Raw genomic sequence first — 20,141 nt, 5'->3', positions numbered from 1 at the left:
TACTAATTATGATTGCACAAGCTATCGCCTGGTCATTAAAAAATCGTTTGTTTGTATTAGTCGGCTCTGCTCTCCTGTTGTTATGGGGTATTTATGAAGCTCAGCGTATGGCTGTAGATGTTTTGCCAGATCTAACGGCTCCTACTGTCACTGTCATCAGCGAAGTGCGCGGCATGGCACCTAGCGAAGTCGAACGGCTGATTACCTTTCCTATCGAAACTGCTTTGAACGGCGCGACCGGAGTACGTCGCGTGCGATCCAATTCTGGTATGGGTCTGGCAGTAATTATCGTCGAATTCGACTGGAATACTGATATTTACCAAGCTCGCCAGATAGTCGCGGAGAAACTGCAGCTGGCTCGTAGCAGTCTGCCACCTAACATCGCAAGTCCAGTGCTAGCACCGATCGCTTCCGTGATGGGAGAGATCTTGTTTATTGCCTTGCAATCAGATCAGCATGACAGCCTAACGCTAAAAACCACGGCGGACTGGATTGTCAGGCGGCGATTGCTGTCAGTACCAGGTGTTGCGGAAGTGATTCCGATAGGAGGGGACACCAAACAATATCAAGTCCAAGTCAGACCTGAGCGTCTAGCCGCGTATAAGCTTACTTTAGCTGAGGTAGTCAATGCTGTCCGGGACAGTAACCGCAATGCTTCTGCCGGCTTTTACACTGTTTCAGGCCTGGAGTATTTAATTCAGGGCATCGGTAGAATTCTCCATCTGGATGACATCAATGAAATTGTTGTCGCCGAGCGCAACGGTCAGCCCGTACTTATTCGGCATGTTGCCGACATTAAGATAGGTGCGGCACTTAAACGCGGTACCGGTTCGCATAATGGTAAATCAGCTGTCATCCTGGGCGTGCTCAAACAACCGAGTGTAAACACTTTAGAGCTCACCCAGCGTCTGGATGAAGTATTGACGAATATTCAAAGCTCTTTTCCAAAAGGCATGACACTTGATGCAAATATCTTCAGGCAAGCTGATTTTATCGAAGTTTCAATTCATAATTTATTTAATGCATTACGGGATGGTGCAGTTCTGGTAGTTCTGATTATTTTTATATTCCTGATGAGTGGACAGGCAACATTAATTACTTTGCTTGCCATTCCACTATCCATGATTGCTGCGATTCTGACAATGAAAGCCATGGGCGCGACCATTAATACGATGACCTTGGGTGGTCTGGCTATCGCGCTAGGTGCTTTAGTCGATGATGCCATCATTGTTGTCGAAAATACGGTCAGGCGTATGCGGGAAAACAGCCGTTTGCCAGAAGAAAAACGTCTCCCGGTGATTACTCTGGTGTTCAAAGCGAGTCATGAAATTCTGGGTTCAATCGTCTTTGCTACTCTGATTATTATCCTGGTTTTTTTGCCGCTATTTTTTCTTAGTGGAATAGAAGGCCGTTTATTACAGCCATTAGGCTTTGCTTATATCGTAGCCATCGCCGCTTCATTATTAGTTGCAGTAACCATCACTCCGGCACTTTGTAGCCTTCTATTACCTGCTTCCCATGCAATTCGTGAAGATAAGGAAGGCCGTTTAGTGACTTGGCTAAAGCAACAGTATCTATTCTTGCTGGAGCATACTCTTAAACGGTGGAAGTTAATCAGTATGCTTTCAGCAGCGGGTCTTACCGTAGCTTTGATTGCATTAGCATTTTCTGGACGGGCCTTTTTGCCAGAGTTCAATGAAGGCAGCTTGACCATTAGCGCAGTTACTCTTCCAGGAACTTCCTTGCAGCAGTCAGACCAGCTCGCGCAACGTGTGGAAGAAATCATTTTGCAGCATCCGGAAGTGATCTCAACAGCTCGGCGTACTGGGCGTGCGGAATTGGATCCACATGCGCAGCAGGTTTTTGCTTCAGAAATTGATGTTAGTTTAAAGATGCAAGATCGCGGTAAAAGTGAATTCTTGTCTGACTTAAGGACATCTTTGACTGCCGTGCCTGGCATGACAATCGTCATTGGTCAGCCTATTTCCCATCGTATCGACCACATGCTGTCCGGCACACGCGCTAATATTGCCATCAAGATTTTTGGTCAGGGTTTGACTGAACTGCGGAGATTAGCTAACCAGATCAAGGGTCTGACGGCCAAAGTGAGTGGAGCGGTAGATGTATCAATCGACAATCCCGCCGATGTACCATTTCTGGATATCAAATTCGACAGAAAAGCGATTGCCCGCTATGGTTTGACGATCGATACCGTATCGACAGCGATCGAAACGGCTTTTGCCGGTCAGGCTGTGTCAAGAATAATGGAAGATGTTGGTAGTTTTGACCTGGTTGTCCGTTATGGCGCTGGCACACCGGAAGATTTAGACATCATCCGTTCCACACTTATCATGACCGTTTCTGGTGCTCAATTACCTTTACATGCCTTGGCTGATATCCGCAAAACACGAAATCCGAACACCATCAACCGTGAAAATACGCAGCGCAAGATTGTGGTTATGGCTAATGTTGCCGAACGTGACCTGGCTGGCGTAGTCAAGGATATTCGTACCAGTATAGAACAAAATGTCAGCCTCCCTAGCGGCTATCATGTTGAGTATGGGGGACAGTTTGAAAGCGCTGAGCAAGCCACTCAAACATTATCCATTGTCGGTTTTATTGTTATTACAGGTATCTTTCTGCTGCTGTTTGTTGCCTTTCATTCGGTGGGCGATGCGTTATTGGTGATGTTGAATTTACCACTCGCGCTGATTGGGGGCGTGATAGGTATTTATATTTCGGGCGGTATATTATCTGTAGCTTCTATTATTGGCTTTATTACCCTGTTTGGTATCGCCACACGCAACGGCGTCATGATGGTCAGCCATATTCACCATCTCGTCCAGGAAGAAGGTATGCGTGATTTATACCAGGTTGTTAAACAGGGTGCTCTTGAGCGCTTGTCACCTATTCTGATGACTGCCTTGGCGACAGGTATTGCACTGATTCCTCTGGCATTGGCGGGTGGAGAACCTGGTAGTGAAATTCAGGCGCCAATGGCCATTGTCATTCTGTTTGGGCTAGTGACATCGACTACTCTTAACATGTTGGTAATCCCATCCTTGTACTTACGCTTCGGTTCTTTGCGGAAAGTATTAACCAATAACAGTTCCACAGAATGATCTACATTTTTATCAAAGTGGTCATTACCAGTCTGTTGATAGTTTCAATAGCTGAGCTCTCGAAACGCAGTTCATTGATTGGCGCTTTACTGGCTTCTCTGCCACTTACCTCCGTTTTGGCGATGTTCTGGCTTTATATTGATACCCAAGATGTAGGGAAAGTAGCAGATCTGGCAACTGGTATTTTTTGGATGGTTATTCCCTCTCTGGTCTTCTTTGTCAGCTTGCCATTGTTGCTTAAAGCAGGAATTAACTTCTATCTGAGCATGGGTTTTTCCCTATCAGCGACAGCTGGCTGTTATTTTATAATGATATTTATTCTGAAGTACTTTGATATTAAATTGTAGCCTAATTGTAACGGCTTACATTTATTCACACTGGTTTGTATTCCATTGCGGAGTACTCACATGCTTGTTGATGCGATTTATAATGGCGTCATCCCGCTGTCGTTGTTGTCAGACTCTTCTAGCATGAAATTGGCCCGTATAGTGGTAACTGGTAACGAAAATTTCAGCTTGTTCTACTATCTCCCGCGCATCGGCAGGCTCGACGGAATCACCTTTGTAGTCGGCTACCAGCCGGATTTCATGCGCTCGGTTCAGAAGGCGCCCCACCTCTTTCGATACCGGGCCGTTCTTGACCAAAAAATTGCTGAAAGCCCCGATCAGGCCGCTATGGGTGCGACCAATATTTGACTCTACCGGTGCACCCGATGCCAGTAACGCTGCGCGGGCAGCGTCGAACATAGCGTAGTAAGCACGGTTGGTTGCGCCATCCACGTCACCAAGATTGAGCAAGGCTCGCGCGGGCAAACAGGCCGTGTTAGCCTTTGCCATCAAGATGCCTGATGTCAGTTGTCGATTGCTCATAATCTAACTCCCTCCCGGATGATGTTGTGTAGCAAGGCGGGGTTCGCGTAATTCTCCGGCTGCTCCCACTCGTTAAGCCAGATTGGAAGCGGTGAGATGAGAATGCCAGTTTCGAGTAATACATCAAAAGCAACATCGGCCATATCCAGCTTGGCGACCAGGAGGCGTTGATGCTCGCCGCGCAAGAGCACAGCAACGTCCGCATCGCTGTCTGGGCGGTGCGTGCCACGCGCACGACTGCCATAGACAATAGCTTCAGCTATGTCGTAGCGATTACCGATCAAGGTGAGGAAGAGACGAACTGCTTCCTCTGTGTCATGATCAATGCGATTCATATAAATCCCACAATGAAATCCGAATTTTCTGGTTTTCTATTCAAGCTGGTACCTGAATAAATTCAACTAAGAATTCAGGAACTCTATCAAGAATGACTTAAGCGTCAAGTGTAAAACCAAAACATGTTGACTGATATGTCAATCCACCATTTTCAGATACTGGTATAGCGTCTCACGGCTGATACCAAAGTTGCGGGCAATTAACGTTTTTTGTTCCCCTGCCATAACTCTTCGCTTTAATTCTGCTACCTGCTCACTATTGAGCATTTTCTTGCGTCCCCGGTAGGCTCCACGTTGTTTGGCAAGTGTAATGCCTTCTCGCTGCCGCTCGCGGATCAGGGCACGTTCAAACTCCGCAAAAGATCCCATCACCGACAACATCAGGTTGGCCATCGGTGAATCCTCACCAGTAAAGATCAATCGTTCTTTGACAAACTCAACCTGGATACCTCGCCCGGTAAGATCTTGTACCAGCTTGCGCAAATTATCCAGGTTACGTGCCAGACGATCCATGCTATGGACGACGACTGTATCGTCTTCACGTACAAAATCTAGCAACATATCAAGTTGTGGTCGCTGGGTATCTTTACCCGATGCCTTATCAGTAAATACACGATCTACCTGAATACCTTCCAGTTGTCGTTCCGGATTTTGGTCAAAGCTGCTGACTCGAACGTAACCAATGCGCTTACCTGACAAATTAACTCCAAAAGTAATATATGTCAGAGTGAAATCTATTACCTTTGATTAGAAATGTCAATAAAATTTGATTGGCACCCTATTCTGACGCTTGTGCGCGATGTATCCTGACATCAGGTTAGGGTATGCCTCAATCTGACGGCTGCGAACCGCCAGGGACAGGCGCAATGTCAGATTCTGTCGCGGCCTTGGCGCGTGCCTGGAAGCGTTCATAGCAATCCAGCCCGCAGAAATGTTCGACGTATTCCGCGCCTTCCGGGGTGAAGGCGGCATCGAGCGGAATTTCTTTGCAGCATACGCAGCAGGTGGTGCAACTGGCAGTGTTCGGGGCGTTTGCGTTCATGGTGGTACTCCTCCAGATTGGTAGCGAAGCTCAAAGCTGCCCACTCTCGGCTGGCTGGGAAGCGGTCATGATCTTCCCTTGAAGGCCCGCAGCAGCCGCGTCACAGACAGGACAAACAAGCCGGTCAGCGTGAGGGCTGCAATACCCCAGTGCTCCCCGATGAACGCGCCGGCCGTCGTGCCGGCTAGCACAATGGCGAGAATCGGCAAATGGCAGGGACAGGTGAGCACGGCCAGCGCGCCCCACAAGTAGCCGGTGATCGGTTTGTGCGTCTCAGACGGCAAGTGCTCTGGGCTGTTCATGGCAGACTCTCCGCGTGCTGTGCCGGTTCGGTTGGCATGGCGGCCAGTTGCATTTCGAGGCTGGCCAGGGCCTCGCGCCGACGCTCGACGAGTTGCCGCAACACGGCAAGCTGCGCAGACGCACCGTCACCGTCCGCAGCATCCAGCGCCCGGCACAGCCGCGCCAGTGCGTCCAGGCCGATACCCGCTTCGAAGGCAGCCCGTACAAAGCGCAGCCGTTGCAACGCGGTGTCATCGAACAAGCCGTAGCCGCCCGTGGTGCACGCGACCGGCCGTAGCAATCCGCGCAGCAGGTAGTCGCGCACGATATGCACGCTCACCCCGGCATCAAGGGCCAGCCGGGACACTGTGTAGGCGCTCATTGAACACCTCCTTTTCCTCATCCGGCGCAGCACGAAAGCTGCTTCACGTCCTTGCTGAAGGTCTGCGCCGCGAGCTTCAGCCCTTCGACCATGGTCAGGTAGGGGAACAATTGGTCGGCCAGTTCCTGCACGGTCATACGGTTGCGAATGGCGAGCACCGCCGTCTGGATCAGTTCACCCGCTTCCGGGGCCACCGCTTGCACGCCGATGAGCCGTCCGCTACCTTCCTCGATGACCAGCTTGATGAAGCCGCGTGTGTCGAAGTTGGCAAGCGCACGCGGCACGTTGTCCAAGGTCAAGGTGCGACTGTCGGTCTCGATCCCGTCGTGATGTGCTTCCGCCTCGCTGTAGCCCACGGTGGCGACCTGCGGGTCGGTGAACACCACGGCCGGCATTGCGGTCAGGTCCAGGGCCGCATCGCCGCCAGTCATGTTGATCGCAGCACGGGTGCCGGCCGCTGCCGCCACATAGACGAACTGAGGCTGGTCGGTGCAGTCGCCAGCCGCATAAATGTGTGGCGTACTGGTGCGCATGCCCTTGTCGATGACGATGGCCCCCTGCGCATTGGCAGCGACTCCCGCCGCTTCCAATGCCAGGCTGCGCGTGTTCGGTGCCCTGCCAGTGGCGACCAGCAGCTGGTCGGCGCGTATTTCACCGTACCCGGTGGTCAGCACGAATTCGCCGTCCACATGCGCGACCTGGCTGGCTTGCGTGTGTTCCAATACCTTGATCCCTTCGGCACGGAACGCGGCTGTAACGGCCTCGCCGATGGCCGGGTCTTCGCGGAAGAACAGCGTGCTGCGTGCCAGGATCGTCACTTTGCTGCCCAGCCGGGCAAAGGCTTGCGCCAGTTCCAGCGCCACCACAGACGAGCCGATCACGGCCAGGCGCTCGGGAATGGTGTCGCTGACCAGGGCCTCGGTGGAAGTCCAGTAGGGTGACTCTTTCAGGCCCGGAATCGGCGGCACGGCCGGGCTGGCACCCGTGGCGACCAGGCAGCGGTCGAACGCCACCACACGCTCGCCGCCATCGTTTAAACGGACGGCAAGGCTCTGGTCGTCCTTGAAACGCGCTTCACCATGCAGCACGGTGATGGCCGGGTTGCTGTCCAGGATGCCTTCGTACTTGGCGTGGCGCAGCTCATCGACGCGCGCCTGCTGCTGGGCCAGTAGTTTGCTGCGATCAATCGCAGGCACAGTCGCCGCGATGCCACTGTCGAATGGGCTTTCACGGCGCAAATGGGCGATATGGGCAGCGCGGATCATGATCTTGGACGGCACGCAGCCGACATTGACGCAAGTACCGCCGATGGTGCCGCGCTCGATCAGCGTGACGTTCGCACCTTGCTCGACGGCCTTCAGCGCCGCCGCCATCGCGGCTCCGCCGCTGCCAATAACGGCGACGTGCAGTCCGTCCCCATCACCACCAGCCTTGTCGCCACCGCCCAGCCATCCCAGCGCCTTGCCAAGCAGTCTGCCCCGCGCTGAAGTGGATGGGGCATCGGCGGGTGTGGCCTTGTAGCCGAGGCCGGCCACAGCGGCGGTCAGCGCCTCTGGCGAGGTGCCGGGATCGGTGGCGAGTTGCGCGGAGCCTTTCGGGTAGGACACGAGCGCCGACAGCACGCCCGGCACTTTCTCCAGGGCGTCCTTGACATGTGTCGCGCACGAGTCGCAGGTCATTCCGGTGATATTCAAATACATTGCATCGTTCCTTTTCGTTTCGGCAACTGCCAATGCAGTTAGCCGTGTTTGGGTGGTAGTTCGCAGCGGCGGTTGGCCGGTGAGAGCAGATCCCAGATCGACACCCCGATCATCAAGGCCAGACCGACATAGAGGAGGTTCGCCGTCCACCAATTGCCAAAAAACAAGAGCATGGCCGCCAGCACGATGGCTGGGCCGACCATCCCGAGCAGGCTGCGGTACCATTGCCGATGACTCAGCCAGCCCAGTGCATTCGCCAGCAAAGCCACGACTGCGAACAGCGGCAGCAGCTTGGAGATAAACAACCCTTCGTATTCCTGTAGAAAGCCAAGGCCGATGGCCGCGCCCAGGCTGGCGATAGCCGGGAAACAGGCAGCGCATCCCATCGCGGAAACAACGCTGCCAAGCGCGCCAGCCTTGTCGGCAATGCGTGTAATCAGTCCCATGATCGCCCCAGGTTCGGGTTCAGTGGCTCACTGCTTGACGCTGGACGGATAGCCCGCGTCTCCGGTTGCCTTGGTCAGCTTCTGCACGCTGGTCTTGGCATCATCGAACGTGACAACCGCTTCGCGTGTCTCGAAGGTCACGTCAATTTTGCTGACGCCTTCGACCTTGGAAATCGCCTTCTTGACGGTGATCGGGCAGGTGGAGCAGGTCATGCCCGGTACGGACAGCGTGACGGTCTGGGTGGCGGCCCACACGGGGGCAACAACGGCAGCGAGGGCGAGGGCGGCAAACAGTTTTTTCATGATGAACTCCTGTGATTAATAGAAAAATGGCATGACGTAGGGAAATCCGAGCGCGACCAGGACCAGCGCGGCCACGATCCAGAAAATGAGCTTGTAAGTAGCTCGCACTTGGGGAATCGCGCAGACCTCACCCGGTTTGCAGGCTTGCGCCGGGCGGTAGATGCGCCGCCAGGCGAAAAACAGCGCGACCAGCGCTGCGCCGATGAAGATCGGGCGATAGGGTTCCAGCACCGTCAGGTTGCCGATCCATGCCCCGCTGAACCCCAAGGCGATCAAAACCAGCGGCCCCAGGCAGCAGGCCGACGCAAGAATGGCGGCCAGCCCACCGGCGAAGAGCGCGCCGCGCCCGTTTTGTGGTTCAGACATACGCTTGTCCTTTCAAATTTGGTTTGGATAGCTTAAGCTTACTTCCGTAGTTATGTACGGAGTCAAGCGATATGCAAATTAATTTTGAGAATCTGACCATTGGCGTTTTTGCCAAGGCGGCCGGGGTCAATGTGGAGACCATCCGGTTCTACCAGCGCAAGGGCCTGCTGCCGGAGCCAGACAAGCCCTATGGCAGCATTCGCCGCTATGGCGAGGCGGATGTAACACGAGTGCGGTTCGTGAAATCGGCCCAGCGGCTGGGCTTTAGCCTGGACGAAATCGCCGAGCTACTGCGGCTGGAGGATGGCACCCATTGCGAGGAAGCCAGCGGCCTGGCCGAGCACAAGCTCAAGGATGTGCGCGAGAAGATGGCCGACTTGGCACGCATGGAGGCCGTGCTGTCTGAACTGGTGTGCGCCTGCCATGCGCGGAAAGGGAACGTTTCCTGCCCGCTGATTGCGTCACTGCAAGACGGAACGAAGCTCGCTGCATCGGCGCGGGGGAGTCACGGGGTGACTACGCCTTAGCGTGCTTTATTTTCCGAATTCTGAGACGACCCCTATATCAAAACACCAAAAGAATTGTAGTCATGTGTTACTGACTTCTGATATTTAGTGCAATCATCTTCTGAAAATGACATAGGCCAATTTAAGTGGCTAACAACAAGGTAGCCAAAATAGATTACGCTTGCGTATTTTTGGCTACTTATGACAAAATGGCCAATTAAGGTATACCCCAACTAACCAAGCACTACGGCGCATCGGTGCTACCCCAAATTGGCTAGGAAACCATATGATCGACAACCGCAAATTACAACGACTGCAAGAACAACGGATTGAGTCATCAGCAAGGCTTTTCCTTGTGCGCTGCTGCATCGCGCTGCTGTGCGTTGGGATCTTCCATTTGATCGACCAAAGTTCAATCACTTGGAAGGCACTTGTTTTGTATGTTCTCGGTACCCCCCTGCTACTTTGGCTCTATGATCGATGTTTTTGCAGCCGCCGCTGACTTACACACAACTTGTTTTGATCGTTGGGTCACGAATAGGCTGAGGATGAATCATGGCTGGCAAGATGCTAACAGTTGATAACGCTGCAATCCTTAAGATTGCTCGCATTTATCTGCGGGTTTCGACTAATGAGCAGGATTTGAAGCGCCAGGAAACCATCATTGACCAGGCAAAGGCGGAAGGTTTCTACATTGCTGGCACCTATCGTGAGAAAGCATCCGGTGCGCGGGCTGACCGGCCCGAACTGCTACGCATGATCGACGAGCTTCAACCCGGAGATACCGTCATTGCCGAGCGTATGGATCGGATCAGCCGATTGCCGCTTGATGAGGCTGAGAAGCTGGTGGCTGCGATCCGCGCTAAAGGTGCTCGGCTGTCTGTGCCTGGTGTGGTTGATCTGTCTGAACTGGCGGAAACGTACAAAGGTAGTGCCCGTATCGTTCTGGAGGCAGTACAGGATATGCTTTTGAAACTTGCGCTACAAATGGCTCGCGATGACTTTGAGACGCGCCGGGAGCGGCAGAAACAAGGAATAGAACTGGCGCGGCGTAACGGTAAATATGCGGGTCGCCCGGTAGATACGGCCAAGCACGATAAAATCATCGTTCTGCGCTCCAGTGGCCATAGTATCGCTGAAACTTCTCGACTTGTAGATTGCAGCAAAAGTCAGGTCAAACGAATATGGGCAATGTATCGCGTGGCGAAAGCAGAGCAGGTTGATCCAGTTTTAAACGCAGGTTGTTACACTTATTCATCCAGCATAGATGGAAGTATAGAAATGACAGGAGAAGACCAATAATTGAAAACCGTAAATGTCTGGGTGCTAGCAGGGTTAGTGCTGTTATTCGCTGGTGAAAGACTGGTGCATAAAGGGGTAATATTGGACATTGTCAGTATTGTGCTGGGTTTTGTTGTGCCAGAAAGTAAGAGCACAAGTACAAAAGAAATTAAACAAACTATTGGTGATACCAGCGGTATTGCTATTAATGCTGGTGGTGATGTCAATCTCGACATTGTCCCGCAGTCATACGAATATCAAGAACTAAAGCGGAAAGTTGATAACGCCAGAAGAAATCTGGTGAAACTTCCAAACGATCCTGATTTTCAAGAAGAGTTACAAAAGGCTGAAAAGAATTTAAATGATTTTATTGAGGGTATCCATAAATTACTGGCAGAGATCGACAGAATTCCATTAAATAGTGAGAGAGGTGCGAAGGCAAGACAATATTTTGAACAAGGCAAATATCAAGAAGCCCGCGAGATATTGGATGAGAAAGAAATGAATCAGGAGAAGCAGTACTGGCTCAAAGAAAAAGAACAAGGCAAGAAACGGGTTGAGGAGGCTACAGCCTATCTTGATAGTTTAGCGGTTGAATATATCTTTAAAGCCAAACTGACTGCGCTAGATTATCAATTAGGTGATCAGCGTATGGCTCGAACAAGAGAATTATTTGAAGAAGCATTGGAACTCGGTAGAACCCCTGAACGTTTGTTTGATTACGCTCTATTTTTACAAGAAAACAATCAATTTGTCGATACAGAAAAGCTCTACATGGAGGCATTAACTATTCGCCGCCAACTGGCCGGGAATCATCCTGCCGTCTATCTGCCTGATGTGGCTACTACGCTCAACAACCTGGGAATAGTGGTTGCAGCTGATAGCAGCCGGCGCGAAAAGGCGGAACAGCTCTACCAGGAGGCATTAACCATTCGCCGCCAACTGGCCGGGAATAATCCTGCCGTCTATCTGCCTGATGTGGCCAAGACGCTTAACAACCTGGGAAACCTGGTTGCAGCTGATAGCAGCCGCCGCGAAAAGGCAGAACAACTCTACCAGGAGGCTTTAGCAACATACCGCCATCTAGTCGGGAATAATCCTGCCGTCTATCAGCCTTATGTGGCGATGACGCTCAACAACCTGGGATTACTGGTTGCAGCTGATAGCAGCCACCGCGAAAAGGCAGAACAACTCTACCAGGAGGCTTTAGCAACATACCGCCATCTAGTCGGGAATAATCCTGCCGTCTATCGGCCTGATGTGGCGATGACGCTCAACAACCTGGGAAACCTGGTTGCAGCTGATAGCAGCCGCCGCGAAAAGGCGGAACAACTCTACCAGGAGGCATTAACTATTCGCCGCCAACTGGCCAAGAGTAATCCTGCCGTCTATCGGCCTGATGTGGCGATGACGCTCAACAACCTGGGATTACTGGTTGCAGCTGATAGCAGCCGCCACGAAGAGGCAGAACAACTCTACCAGGAGGCTTTAGCAACATACCACCATCTAGTCGGGAATAATCCTGCCGTCTATCGGCCTTATGTGGCCAAGACGCTTAACAACCTGGGATTACTGGTTGCAGCTGATAGCAGCCGCCGCGAAGAGGCAGAACAACTCTACCAGGAGGCTTTAGCAACATACCACCATCTAGTCGGGAATAATCCTGCCGTCTATCGGCCTGATGTGGCGATGACGCTCAACAACCTGGGAAACCTGGTTGCAGCTGATAGCAGCCGCCGCGAAAAGGCAGAACAACTCTACCAGGAGGCTTTAGCAACATACCGCCATCTAGTCGGGAATAATCCTGCCGTCTATCGGCCTTATGTGGCGATGACGCTCAACAACCTGGGAAACCTGGTTGCAGATGATAGCAGCCGCCGCGAAAAGGCGGAACAGCTCTACCAGGAGGCATTAACCATTCGCCGCCAACTGGCCGGGAATCATCCTGCCGTCTATCTGCCTGATGTGGCGATGACACTCAACAACCTGGGAATAGTGGTTGCAGCTGATAGCAGCCGCCGCGAAAAGGCGGAACAACTCTACCAGGAGGCATTAACTATTCGCCGCCAACTGGCCAAGAGTAATCCTGCCGTCTATCGGCCTGATGTGGCGATGACGCTCAACAACCTGGGATTACTGGTTGCAGCTGATAGCAGCCGCCGCGAAGAGGCAGAACAACTCTACCAGGAGGCTTTAGCAACATGCCGCCATCTAGTCGGGAATAATCCTGCCGTCTATCGGCCTTATGTGGCGATGACGCTCAACAACCTGGGATCACTGGTTGCAGCTGATAGCAGCCGCCGCGAAGAGGCAGAACAACTCTACCAGGAGGCTTTAGCAACATACCGCCAACTGGCCGGGAATCATCCTGCCGTCTATCTGCCTGATGTGGCAAATTCGTTAAGTGCATACGGTTTTGCTCATCTAAGCTGGCACCAGCCTAAGAATGCCATACCTTACCTAAGAGAAGCAGAAGAAATTTTTACAATTCTTGCGAGACAAGAACGCCAGTTTTTTAAAGGAAAACTGGATTGGATTCAACAGTTGTTGCAGCAAGCAAGTGAAACTGAAAAGAAATAAAACGTAAACCGTATATTGTCAGTCCAATACTTAGTCCGTTTTGGCAATAAGGATTGAAATGATGAGCAAAGGTATCGAAAATCAATGATAGAGCAGTCTCAGTTAGCGTTCGGCAGATCTTGATTTCAAGTGGTCGAGATTTTCGAGTGTGAACAATCTTATTCTGCCGGTGATCGTAGACAACTTCGCAAGCATCATAGGCACCTGCGATCAAACCTTTCACGGGTTATTAACTACCGATTCCGAGCTTCTCCATCGACACATTGTGGACAGCTTCTTCTATATCGAATGGTAAATATGCATCGGTAAACGTTGAGTATTATTTAAAAATACCAATGGAAATGACAATTCAATAGGAATACCACGTCAGTCGCAGTTAATTCTGGTTTGCACCGATCAAATGCAGGTTCATTTGCAGTTATCTCTGGTTTGCGGGGGTGGATAGATGCAGTTATTGCTGGCTGAAAAACACGCTAAATGTAGGTTGATCCTATTTGAATATGCAGGTTATTACAGTTATCTCTCTGTTACAACTAATCAGAACTCAACATTAGCTCATTGAAAATTTGCATTGGATCTTCAGGCTGAAGTGCCCAACGGTAGGCGGGGTGAACCTCCCAATCATAGCCGAACTCTATGAATTTATTTGATAAATACCTGTTTTCTTCAAAGTACTTTCTATCAATGCCTGTAGAAATCTGTTTCCGAGCTGTAATGAAGTTTATTTTATATAGGAATGCTGCAAGTTCTTTGGTATCAATCTGATTTCTATTTGCCCAGCGATATTTTCCTTGTTCTTCAATTGCTTTTATTTTTTTTAGTAATTGGTCTGTCGTATATACATAGCCTTGTGATGCTCTTCGCTGAATCTTTGTCGGCCTCATACCAAGAATTAATTTTTCAATTTCAGGAAGCTCGGAACGATATTCATTGATTGTATCTTGTAGCCTACCCTGCGAATATTCTTCAAAAATATTTTCTAATTGATTTGTAGTAATCCGCTTCGCATCTTTCGTTTTCGCTTCTCTACCTGCCAAAGTTAGTAGTTTGACCAAATCACGAGGGCGTTTCCTGATCAAAGACATCAATACCCGATACATAGGAGCATCTCTCCAATGCCCTTTTCCCGTAAATTTCTCCTCGATTATAGGAGCAAGGTATCTCATCAATTCAAATTGATGCTTTTTTAGTAGCTCAGCCTCATCTACTTCTCTACCAAAATAACTCTCAATCCTCTTGACAAGTAAAACCAAAATTTCATGATTAGTCCATGAATACCAAATTACTGAGCCCTCTATTTTATCGGTAGATTCATCCGATGTGCGCGCCAAATAGTAAACATCAGATCTCAAACTCACCCTAAAATAAATACCTCTATTTTCAGTCGATATATCTCTTACAGCATTTAATAGTGCGGAAATTCTCTGTATATCATGCTTTCGACCTTGCCACCCTCTATCTAGGTCATCAATATAAACCGAAATTTTGTTATTTTTTAGGAAATCTCGCAGGATAGCTTCTTTTGAAGGAGTCAAATTAACCTTGTTACCTAGTTCTAAGGTTGAAGATAAGAAGTCTAACGTGGCGCCGCTATACTGATTTAGCTTTGCTCTCCAACCCTCGAAAAGCATACCGAATGAGGTGAGGGCATTTTGTGTGATGATTTCAAGGATTCCTATCTTCCAATCTCTTATAAGTTTTAGGAAATCATCAACATCTTCTCCTATACCGATAATATCATCGGGCTTAATTAAAACTGTAAGTCTCTTGTTTTCTGTTTCCTCATCAATTGCAACTTGAAAAAGAGCTGACTTACCTATGCCTTTATGACCAACTATTATCCGCAACGGAAGATCGTTAACGACTTGAGAATACACCTTACTTCTAAAGTAGTAATCTTTTAGCCTTTGAGGATCTTCATCTTCAGCAGCCTCGTGGCCAAATAACCGTTGTAATTCATATTCATGAAATTCCATACTTCTCTCTTTAAATATACTGGTACCTAACATGTTTCATACTCTTATCACCATTGGTGATAAAACAACCAAACTTTCTAGGTCTGCTGGTTGTGTAACGTTAGCGTCCTTATTTTCTGGAAGTTTATGGGCTTGTCGTTATGCCCAGCCTTCGTACTTCAGCTCTCGCAGCTGAAGATTGCAAAAATCCACAATTCCAGCTTGCAATAAACACATATGTAGCAACGCTGTCATTTTCAGAAGATAAGTGTACAAAAATTCAGGAGTAGACTTACCTACTGCGCTCTTATCTAGCAAAACAGCTATTCGTTGTGCTTTCGTTCCCCTGTATTTTGCCTCACCCATACGTTCCTTCTTGCCGTTACACCTATATCAGATAAAGACGGGCGCACCTTATGCGCCCTGCTGGGGATCAGGCAGCGGTTTGCATCGCGGGGGTTTGTTCCTCGCCTTGCTCGGTGGCTGTATCGGCCAGATCGGCCAGGAATTCATAGGCGGCGCTGGCGTGTTTGGCAGCGGTGAAAATTGCGCTCTTGTCGTTTTTAAGTACCTTGATCCATGAAGCCAGGTACGAAGCATGGTTTTCTACCGTGGCATCAATGAACCTGAAATGACCGGCTAGAAACGCTGAACCGAGTTCGGCCACCAGTTCTTCAAAGGCGTAATGTTCATCACCAAAGCGGCGCGACTTGGAAAAATCACGGTCAAGACGGCTTTTGTGGCCTGTCCAGTGGGTCAGTTCGTGGCAAGCGGTGGCGTAGTAGTTCGCGGATGAAATGAAGGCTTCACGCTCGGGTAAAACAATGGTGTCAGTGCTGGGCCGATAAAATGCGCGGTTGCCGTGGTGTTCGATCTGTGCTCCTGACGCGGCGATGAATTGCTCCGCGATTTCATCCTGCGAAAAAGCGGGCAGTGTCATGTCGTCGATGTAGTCTTGCAACTGCTCCGGTACGTTGTCGATCTGATCCAGATTGAACAAGCTAAACGCCTTTGCCATCGGGAAAAACTCGGCTTCTTCCTGTGACTCTTTGCGTTTAAGCATCTCGAAGTACACGCAAGCAACAGATTTTTCACCCTTACGAACCTGTGCGCCTACGGCCTGGGCCTGCTTGTACGTCATCCAACGATTGGACGAAAACCCGGCTTCTTCGCGCTGTGCCCAAAGAATCAAGATATTGACGCCCCGATATGGTGCCCCGGTGCTGGCATTGCAAGGCATCCCAGCGGCTGCGGCAGCTTTCCAGGTTTTTTTCCATGCTTCGGTGCCTCGTTCCATCAGTGCCACGATTCGATCAGTAATGGCCTGCTTTACATCGGTTTTCACCCCTGTTTTTTGGTGAGCCTTGCTTTTGGCTTTTGTGTTTTTTTGGTTGTGATTGGTCGCGTTGGTCATGATAGTTACCTCATTTGGTTGGTTAATCTGTTTTTTGGAGCCGCCTTGACGCATAAAGAGCGAAGGGGGCAGGACTGTGCAAGGGCGCGTAGCGGCCCCGCGTGGCTGGTGCGGCCCGCAGCGTAGCGAGGACACGGGCCAGGCGAGGTTTTACCCTTGAACAGGCATGAACCCGTAGCTATGCGTCGGTTGAAAGGCGGGGCCAAAAGGCTGATTAACCGGGTGTGGCAAATGATGTAGATCGGCGCGACTGGTTTTTACAACTGAAAATATAAAGCAGGCTTCGGCCTGCCTGGCGCTTCGGCAATCTGCGCAGCAAAAAAAACGCCTCTGAAAAGAGGCGTTCTCTGGTACTGAAATATGTTCTATCCGCTGGCCCCGTTGCTAAAGCAACGGGTCATATCTTTGTGCATTTCCTGGCCTGCTTCTGCACCGTAGGCCAGCCGATACAAGCTGGTCAGTTTTGCGGTTTCTTCCGCACAGCGGTTGCGCAACTCGTCTAGTACGGCCTGTGTAGGGCGTTTTCTGGCAGCGTCGATCAGGTTTTCAAGGCTGACATATTTAACGGTGTATTGGGTATCTAATACGATAAGTTCACTCACTGAAATTTCCTCCGGGTAGTGTGCTGCACTGTTTGTCTATCAGTTGGGTTTCGCCGGGTCGAAACCCTAGCAACATGTATTGGCCCTGGGCCAACTCCAAGGCCTGCGCAGCAGGCCGATCAGGATATCCGGATTACGAACATAATCCGTAATTAATAAAATAAACAGCTCCTCCCCGTCCTCAATCAGGCGAAGATGCCACCTTCTGATTTGATATGGGGTCTATCGCCATCTGCCGCAGTTGAACGTCGCCTTTAGCAGGCGTGTTGCAGTGCTGCTGCAACATACGGTTTACTGCTTCGCTGTAGTGATTCCTAAACCCAAAACGATAGCCCATTACGATCATGACGCCGAACACGACGAACATCATAGTCATTGCCGTTTGCAGGAACGAACGCATGGCTGACGTTATCTCGGCTGGGTCGGCCTTTTGAAACTCGCGCACCAGATCCGTGTACGACTCAGGCGATATAATCGCCAGCGCCACGACCATCCAAAAGACCAGGAACGGTATCGCGAAGAGCAACTTTTCAACGACCACAAGCGCCATGCGGCCCAGGTTAAAAAACTGCGCGAGCGCTATCCGTCCGTCACGGGATGCCATGCGTTGCATGGCTGCATACTGCGAATCGGACACCTTGCCGATTTCGACGCTATTCATGCTGACGTTCCACATGATCGGCTGATCGGCCTTAATGCGGGCGATTAATCGTTTGTCGTGCCTGTCGGCCAGAAAGTTGAAGAAAAAGTTTCCTGCCATCGCCATCACGACCACATACAACAAATCGGGCCAATCATTGTAGATGTCGAGAGATAGCACTAATATCAAAGAGAAGGGTACCGCTATCATGGCACTTAACGACCATCTTTTAAGTCTGTTATTCATATCTATCCTTGTTTAAATCGCCTTCATACCTTGCCACATCGACTTTATAGATGCTTAAACTTACACTTGCATCTGTAGCTATCGGATCACTCATGATATTTTCCATTCACTGATTAGTTACATTGCCCGTGTAACAGGACGGTTTTACCGGCCACTAATCCCATCGCTTGATATTGGCCCAAGGCCAATTCTAGCGCCATCTTAGCGGGCTGTTTCGACTCGTGTCGAGTGTCTGTATTTGGTTCCATGTCCTCGATCTGGAAAAGATTTCCGCTACTGTCAAAAAATCCAACTTGCAGTGGCATCCAGGTGTCACGCATCCAAAAAACACGCGTAGCCGCTTGCGGCCAGGTGAAAAGCATCCCGGCATTAACGTCATGGGTTTTTGATAGGCCGCGCTCCTGCTCGCCCTGGGTCGTCGCCAAGGGCACGTTATAAAGCGTCTGGCCGGTGGAAAAATACAGGGTGCATACAGTAGCTTGCCCGCCTGCGGCTACGCCGGTCATGCAAGTCACTGTAAGGGCCAGCAGGCCCGCGAAACGGGCAACGCTCATAGATGTTCAGGTTTCCTTTTAAATGGCTATTGTGGTTTAGCGGAAGTCGGTAGATTCATTAAAAAATGAAAGGCCAGGCGATGACCCGACAGACTCAAACACATAGCCAAAATCGTCATCATGGTCAGTACCATTTACATCGCCAGCGCGAAGGCGTGATAGGACGGTTTCGAGCTGGTTGATAATATCCTCGCGGCGGCTATGCCGCGTACCCTGCAAGCGAATAACAATTTGCTGCAACGGGTACGCGTGTTCAATCCAGTTTTGATTAGTCATTGATGATCTTCCTATGGTTTGTCAGCGCGATTTCGCGCTGGCCTGCTCCTGTTCGGTGAGTTGTGAGATATGCAGATAAATCCCCGGCACGGGGGGCACTTGATGCAAGGCTTGTGTGGCGCCTCGTTCAAGGGGTAGATCAGCAGCAATCAAGCCGATAACTCGCTTACCCTCCACAACGGCCCATACCGCAACAGGGTAAACAATTGGCGGGCCATTGGGGCTAGGGTTGTCGTGTCGAAAAAACCAGTCTGTAGCCGGGGAAATCTGTGTATAAACCATAGGTGAATCGTTCATCTTTTCCTTCCTTATTTTTTGGGTGCCTGAATTCTTGGTTCCTCTGCCTTGACGGCGTTTTCGTAATCTTCCAGCCAATCTACAAGGCTCTTGATGTATTCGCGCTGCTCGGGAGTTTGCCTTTCGATCACTTCCAGCATTTCCGGATAGAAATTTGCTCGATCCAGTTTTAACGTGCGCCCTTGCCCGCCAATCAAACCAGCAGCCAGGCGCAGGCGCAACTTTGCGCGGTCGGTAAACTTCTGATCCTTTTTTTCGGTACTGTGCTCAAGCAATCGTTTCATTTAAAAAAATAGCTGTATAGTGCTGATAGAACAAAAGCCCAAAACAGCAAACCGAAAACAAAACTGCCTTCTCCCTTTTCTTCTTCCTTGCGCAGCCGGTCGGTTGCTTCCTGCATTTGTGCTTGATTCATGATTTTCTCCTTTCGTTTGGGTTAGCGTTGAATATCGCGATTAATGTCGCGGCTCAGGTGGATCTGTTTTTCGCCTGTCCGTGCCAGGCTGATTTGTTGCTCATTCCAGCGTGATTTAATAGATTGAGCGATAGCCCCGGCCTTGTTCACGCTCTCAATGCGTAAATCATGGGCTTGCGCCCGCAACGATTGCGCTTGTGCCTGATCTTGTGCAGATATATCCAGCGTATCATCTGCACCAGGTTCTTGTCCGTTGCGGATGCGCCATGCTTCTATTTCAAGATTGACGGCTTGCTGGTAGTCCTGTGCAATTTCATTAATATGCTGGGTGTACTCGCCGCCATATCCCGGCAAACGGTTTACCCAGCGCCATTCTTTTTGAATCTCAACTTCTGCTGCATGGCTGTAAACCTCGGTTTGAGTTTCTTGTTGCTCGTATTCGTATTGGCTCATAATGTTGGGTATATCCTCAAATGGCAGATAATCTTCAGGGCTGGCCGCACCCTGTGCGGCCACACTGATTGTCGT

The 20,141-nt window shown here is 50.4% G+C and carries 25 protein-coding genes; 5 read left to right on the top strand and 20 right to left on the bottom strand.

The window, feature by feature from the left end:
- Positions 1-8: 8 nt before the first annotated feature.
- Positions 9-3,122 (top strand): efflux RND transporter permease subunit, encoded by a 3,114-nt coding sequence (locus tag BM331_RS02225; RefSeq protein ID WP_074926618.1) that lies wholly within the window; start codon positions 9-11, stop codon positions 3,120-3,122.
- On the top strand, positions 3,119-3,469 hold the full coding sequence (locus tag BM331_RS02220; RefSeq protein WP_074926617.1) for a DUF3147 family protein: 351 nt from the start codon (positions 3,119-3,121) through the stop codon (positions 3,467-3,469). Before BM331_RS02225 ends, BM331_RS02220 begins: the two co-directional genes overlap by 4 nt.
- Before the next feature lie 108 nt (positions 3,470-3,577).
- Here BM331_RS02220 and BM331_RS02215 read toward each other — a convergent pair whose 3' ends face one another.
- From BM331_RS02215 to BM331_RS02165, 10 genes are all read right to left on the bottom strand, one after another.
- Positions 3,578-3,991, bottom strand: a complete 414-nt coding sequence (locus tag BM331_RS02215) for a HEPN domain-containing protein (protein ID WP_074926615.1) — start codon at positions 3,989-3,991, stop codon at positions 3,578-3,580.
- On the bottom strand, positions 3,988-4,275 hold the full coding sequence (locus BM331_RS02210; protein ID WP_218154531.1) for a nucleotidyltransferase domain-containing protein: 288 nt from the start codon (positions 4,273-4,275) through the stop codon (positions 3,988-3,990). The genes BM331_RS02215 and BM331_RS02210 overlap by 4 nt, the downstream gene beginning before the upstream one ends.
- A 189-nt stretch (positions 4,276-4,464) precedes the next feature.
- Positions 4,465-5,025 (bottom strand): recombinase family protein, encoded by a 561-nt coding sequence (locus tag BM331_RS02205; RefSeq protein WP_074926612.1) that lies wholly within the window; start codon positions 5,023-5,025, stop codon positions 4,465-4,467.
- Between the two features lie 130 nt (positions 5,026-5,155).
- Complete coding sequence (locus BM331_RS02200; protein ID WP_000993245.1) at positions 5,156-5,368, bottom strand: DUF3330 domain-containing protein; 213 nt, start codon at positions 5,366-5,368, stop codon at positions 5,156-5,158.
- A gap of 65 nt (positions 5,369-5,433) precedes the next feature.
- Positions 5,434-5,670 (bottom strand): broad-spectrum mercury transporter MerE, encoded by a 237-nt coding sequence (gene merE / locus BM331_RS02190; protein WP_001087807.1) that lies wholly within the window; start codon positions 5,668-5,670, stop codon positions 5,434-5,436.
- Positions 5,667-6,032 (bottom strand): mercury resistance co-regulator MerD, encoded by a 366-nt coding sequence (gene merD / locus BM331_RS02185; protein ID WP_001277463.1) that lies wholly within the window; start codon positions 6,030-6,032, stop codon positions 5,667-5,669. The genes merE and merD overlap by 4 nt, the downstream gene beginning before the upstream one ends.
- Positions 6,033-6,049: 17 nt before the next feature.
- The gene (gene merA / locus BM331_RS02180; protein WP_003055149.1) at positions 6,050-7,732 is read right to left on the bottom strand and encodes a mercury(II) reductase; all 1,683 of its coding nucleotides are present in this window, start codon (positions 7,730-7,732) and stop codon (positions 6,050-6,052) included.
- 38 nt (positions 7,733-7,770) lie between these two features.
- Entirely contained in the window at positions 7,771-8,178 is a 408-nt protein-coding gene (gene merC / locus BM331_RS02175) for an organomercurial transporter MerC (RefSeq protein ID WP_000522993.1), read from the bottom strand.
- 27 nt (positions 8,179-8,205) lie between these two features.
- Positions 8,206-8,481, bottom strand: coding sequence for a mercury resistance system periplasmic binding protein MerP (gene merP, locus BM331_RS02170; protein ID WP_000732276.1), 276 nt, complete (start codon positions 8,479-8,481; stop codon positions 8,206-8,208).
- A 15-nt stretch (positions 8,482-8,496) separates the two neighbouring features.
- Entirely contained in the window at positions 8,497-8,847 is a 351-nt protein-coding gene (locus BM331_RS02165; RefSeq protein WP_001294660.1) for a mercuric transport protein MerT, read from the bottom strand.
- 71 nt (positions 8,848-8,918) lie between these two features.
- Here BM331_RS02165 and merR point away from each other — a divergent pair, with 71 nt between their 5' ends.
- The 3 genes from merR (at position 8,919) to BM331_RS02150 (ending at position 13,214) form a co-directional block, all read left to right on the top strand.
- Positions 8,919-9,374, top strand: a complete 456-nt coding sequence (gene merR / locus BM331_RS02160) for an Hg(II)-responsive transcriptional regulator (protein WP_001166628.1) — start codon at positions 8,919-8,921, stop codon at positions 9,372-9,374.
- A gap of 534 nt (positions 9,375-9,908) precedes the next feature.
- Positions 9,909-10,655: a recombinase family protein gene (locus BM331_RS02155; protein ID WP_256214779.1), complete on the top strand. Its 747-nt coding sequence runs from the start codon at positions 9,909-9,911 to the stop codon at positions 10,653-10,655.
- Positions 10,656-13,214, top strand: a complete 2,559-nt coding sequence (locus tag BM331_RS02150) for a tetratricopeptide repeat protein (protein ID WP_074926611.1) — start codon at positions 10,656-10,658, stop codon at positions 13,212-13,214.
- A gap of 533 nt (positions 13,215-13,747) precedes the next feature.
- Here the strand turns inward: BM331_RS02150 and BM331_RS02145 are convergent.
- The 10 genes from BM331_RS02145 to BM331_RS02100 form a co-directional block, all read right to left on the bottom strand.
- Positions 13,748-15,223 (bottom strand): P-loop ATPase, Sll1717 family, encoded by a 1,476-nt coding sequence (locus tag BM331_RS02145; RefSeq protein ID WP_256214778.1) that lies wholly within the window; start codon positions 15,221-15,223, stop codon positions 13,748-13,750.
- Positions 15,224-15,602: 379 nt separating this feature from the next.
- Positions 15,603-16,583, bottom strand: a complete 981-nt coding sequence (locus BM331_RS02135; RefSeq protein ID WP_074926608.1) for an ArdC family protein — start codon at positions 16,581-16,583, stop codon at positions 15,603-15,605.
- Positions 16,584-16,948: 365 nt separating this feature from the next.
- On the bottom strand, positions 16,949-17,185 hold the full coding sequence (locus BM331_RS02130) for a hypothetical protein (RefSeq protein WP_074926607.1): 237 nt from the start codon (positions 17,183-17,185) through the stop codon (positions 16,949-16,951).
- Positions 17,186-17,366: 181 nt separating this feature from the next.
- The gene (locus BM331_RS02125; protein WP_074926605.1) at positions 17,367-18,071 is read right to left on the bottom strand and encodes a hypothetical protein; all 705 of its coding nucleotides are present in this window, start codon (positions 18,069-18,071) and stop codon (positions 17,367-17,369) included.
- Between the two features lie 113 nt (positions 18,072-18,184).
- Positions 18,185-18,625: a DUF192 domain-containing protein gene (locus BM331_RS02120; protein ID WP_074926604.1), complete on the bottom strand. Its 441-nt coding sequence runs from the start codon at positions 18,623-18,625 to the stop codon at positions 18,185-18,187.
- Between the two features lie 36 nt (positions 18,626-18,661).
- On the bottom strand, positions 18,662-18,901 hold the full coding sequence (locus BM331_RS02115) for a hypothetical protein (RefSeq protein WP_074926602.1): 240 nt from the start codon (positions 18,899-18,901) through the stop codon (positions 18,662-18,664).
- 21 nt (positions 18,902-18,922) lie between these two features.
- Positions 18,923-19,198 (bottom strand): hypothetical protein, encoded by a 276-nt coding sequence (locus tag BM331_RS02110; RefSeq protein ID WP_218154530.1) that lies wholly within the window; start codon positions 19,196-19,198, stop codon positions 18,923-18,925.
- Positions 19,199-19,209: 11 nt separating this feature from the next.
- Positions 19,210-19,482: a hypothetical protein gene (locus BM331_RS02105; RefSeq protein WP_074926601.1), complete on the bottom strand. Its 273-nt coding sequence runs from the start codon at positions 19,480-19,482 to the stop codon at positions 19,210-19,212.
- Positions 19,479-19,613: a hypothetical protein gene (locus tag BM331_RS12115; RefSeq protein WP_256214776.1), complete on the bottom strand. Its 135-nt coding sequence runs from the start codon at positions 19,611-19,613 to the stop codon at positions 19,479-19,481. Before BM331_RS12115 ends, BM331_RS02105 begins: the two co-directional genes overlap by 4 nt.
- Positions 19,614-19,634: 21 nt before the next feature.
- The gene (locus BM331_RS02100) at positions 19,635-20,066 is read right to left on the bottom strand and encodes a hypothetical protein (protein ID WP_074926814.1); all 432 of its coding nucleotides are present in this window, start codon (positions 20,064-20,066) and stop codon (positions 19,635-19,637) included.
- Between the last annotated feature and the right edge of the window lie 75 nt (positions 20,067-20,141).

It is taken from the genome of Nitrosomonas eutropha (assembly GCF_900116685.1).
GTDB lineage: Bacteria > Pseudomonadota > Gammaproteobacteria > Burkholderiales > Nitrosomonadaceae > Nitrosomonas > Nitrosomonas eutropha_A.
Note: the sequence above shows the minus strand (reverse complement) of the source record. Positions and strands in the feature narration are given on the sequence as shown.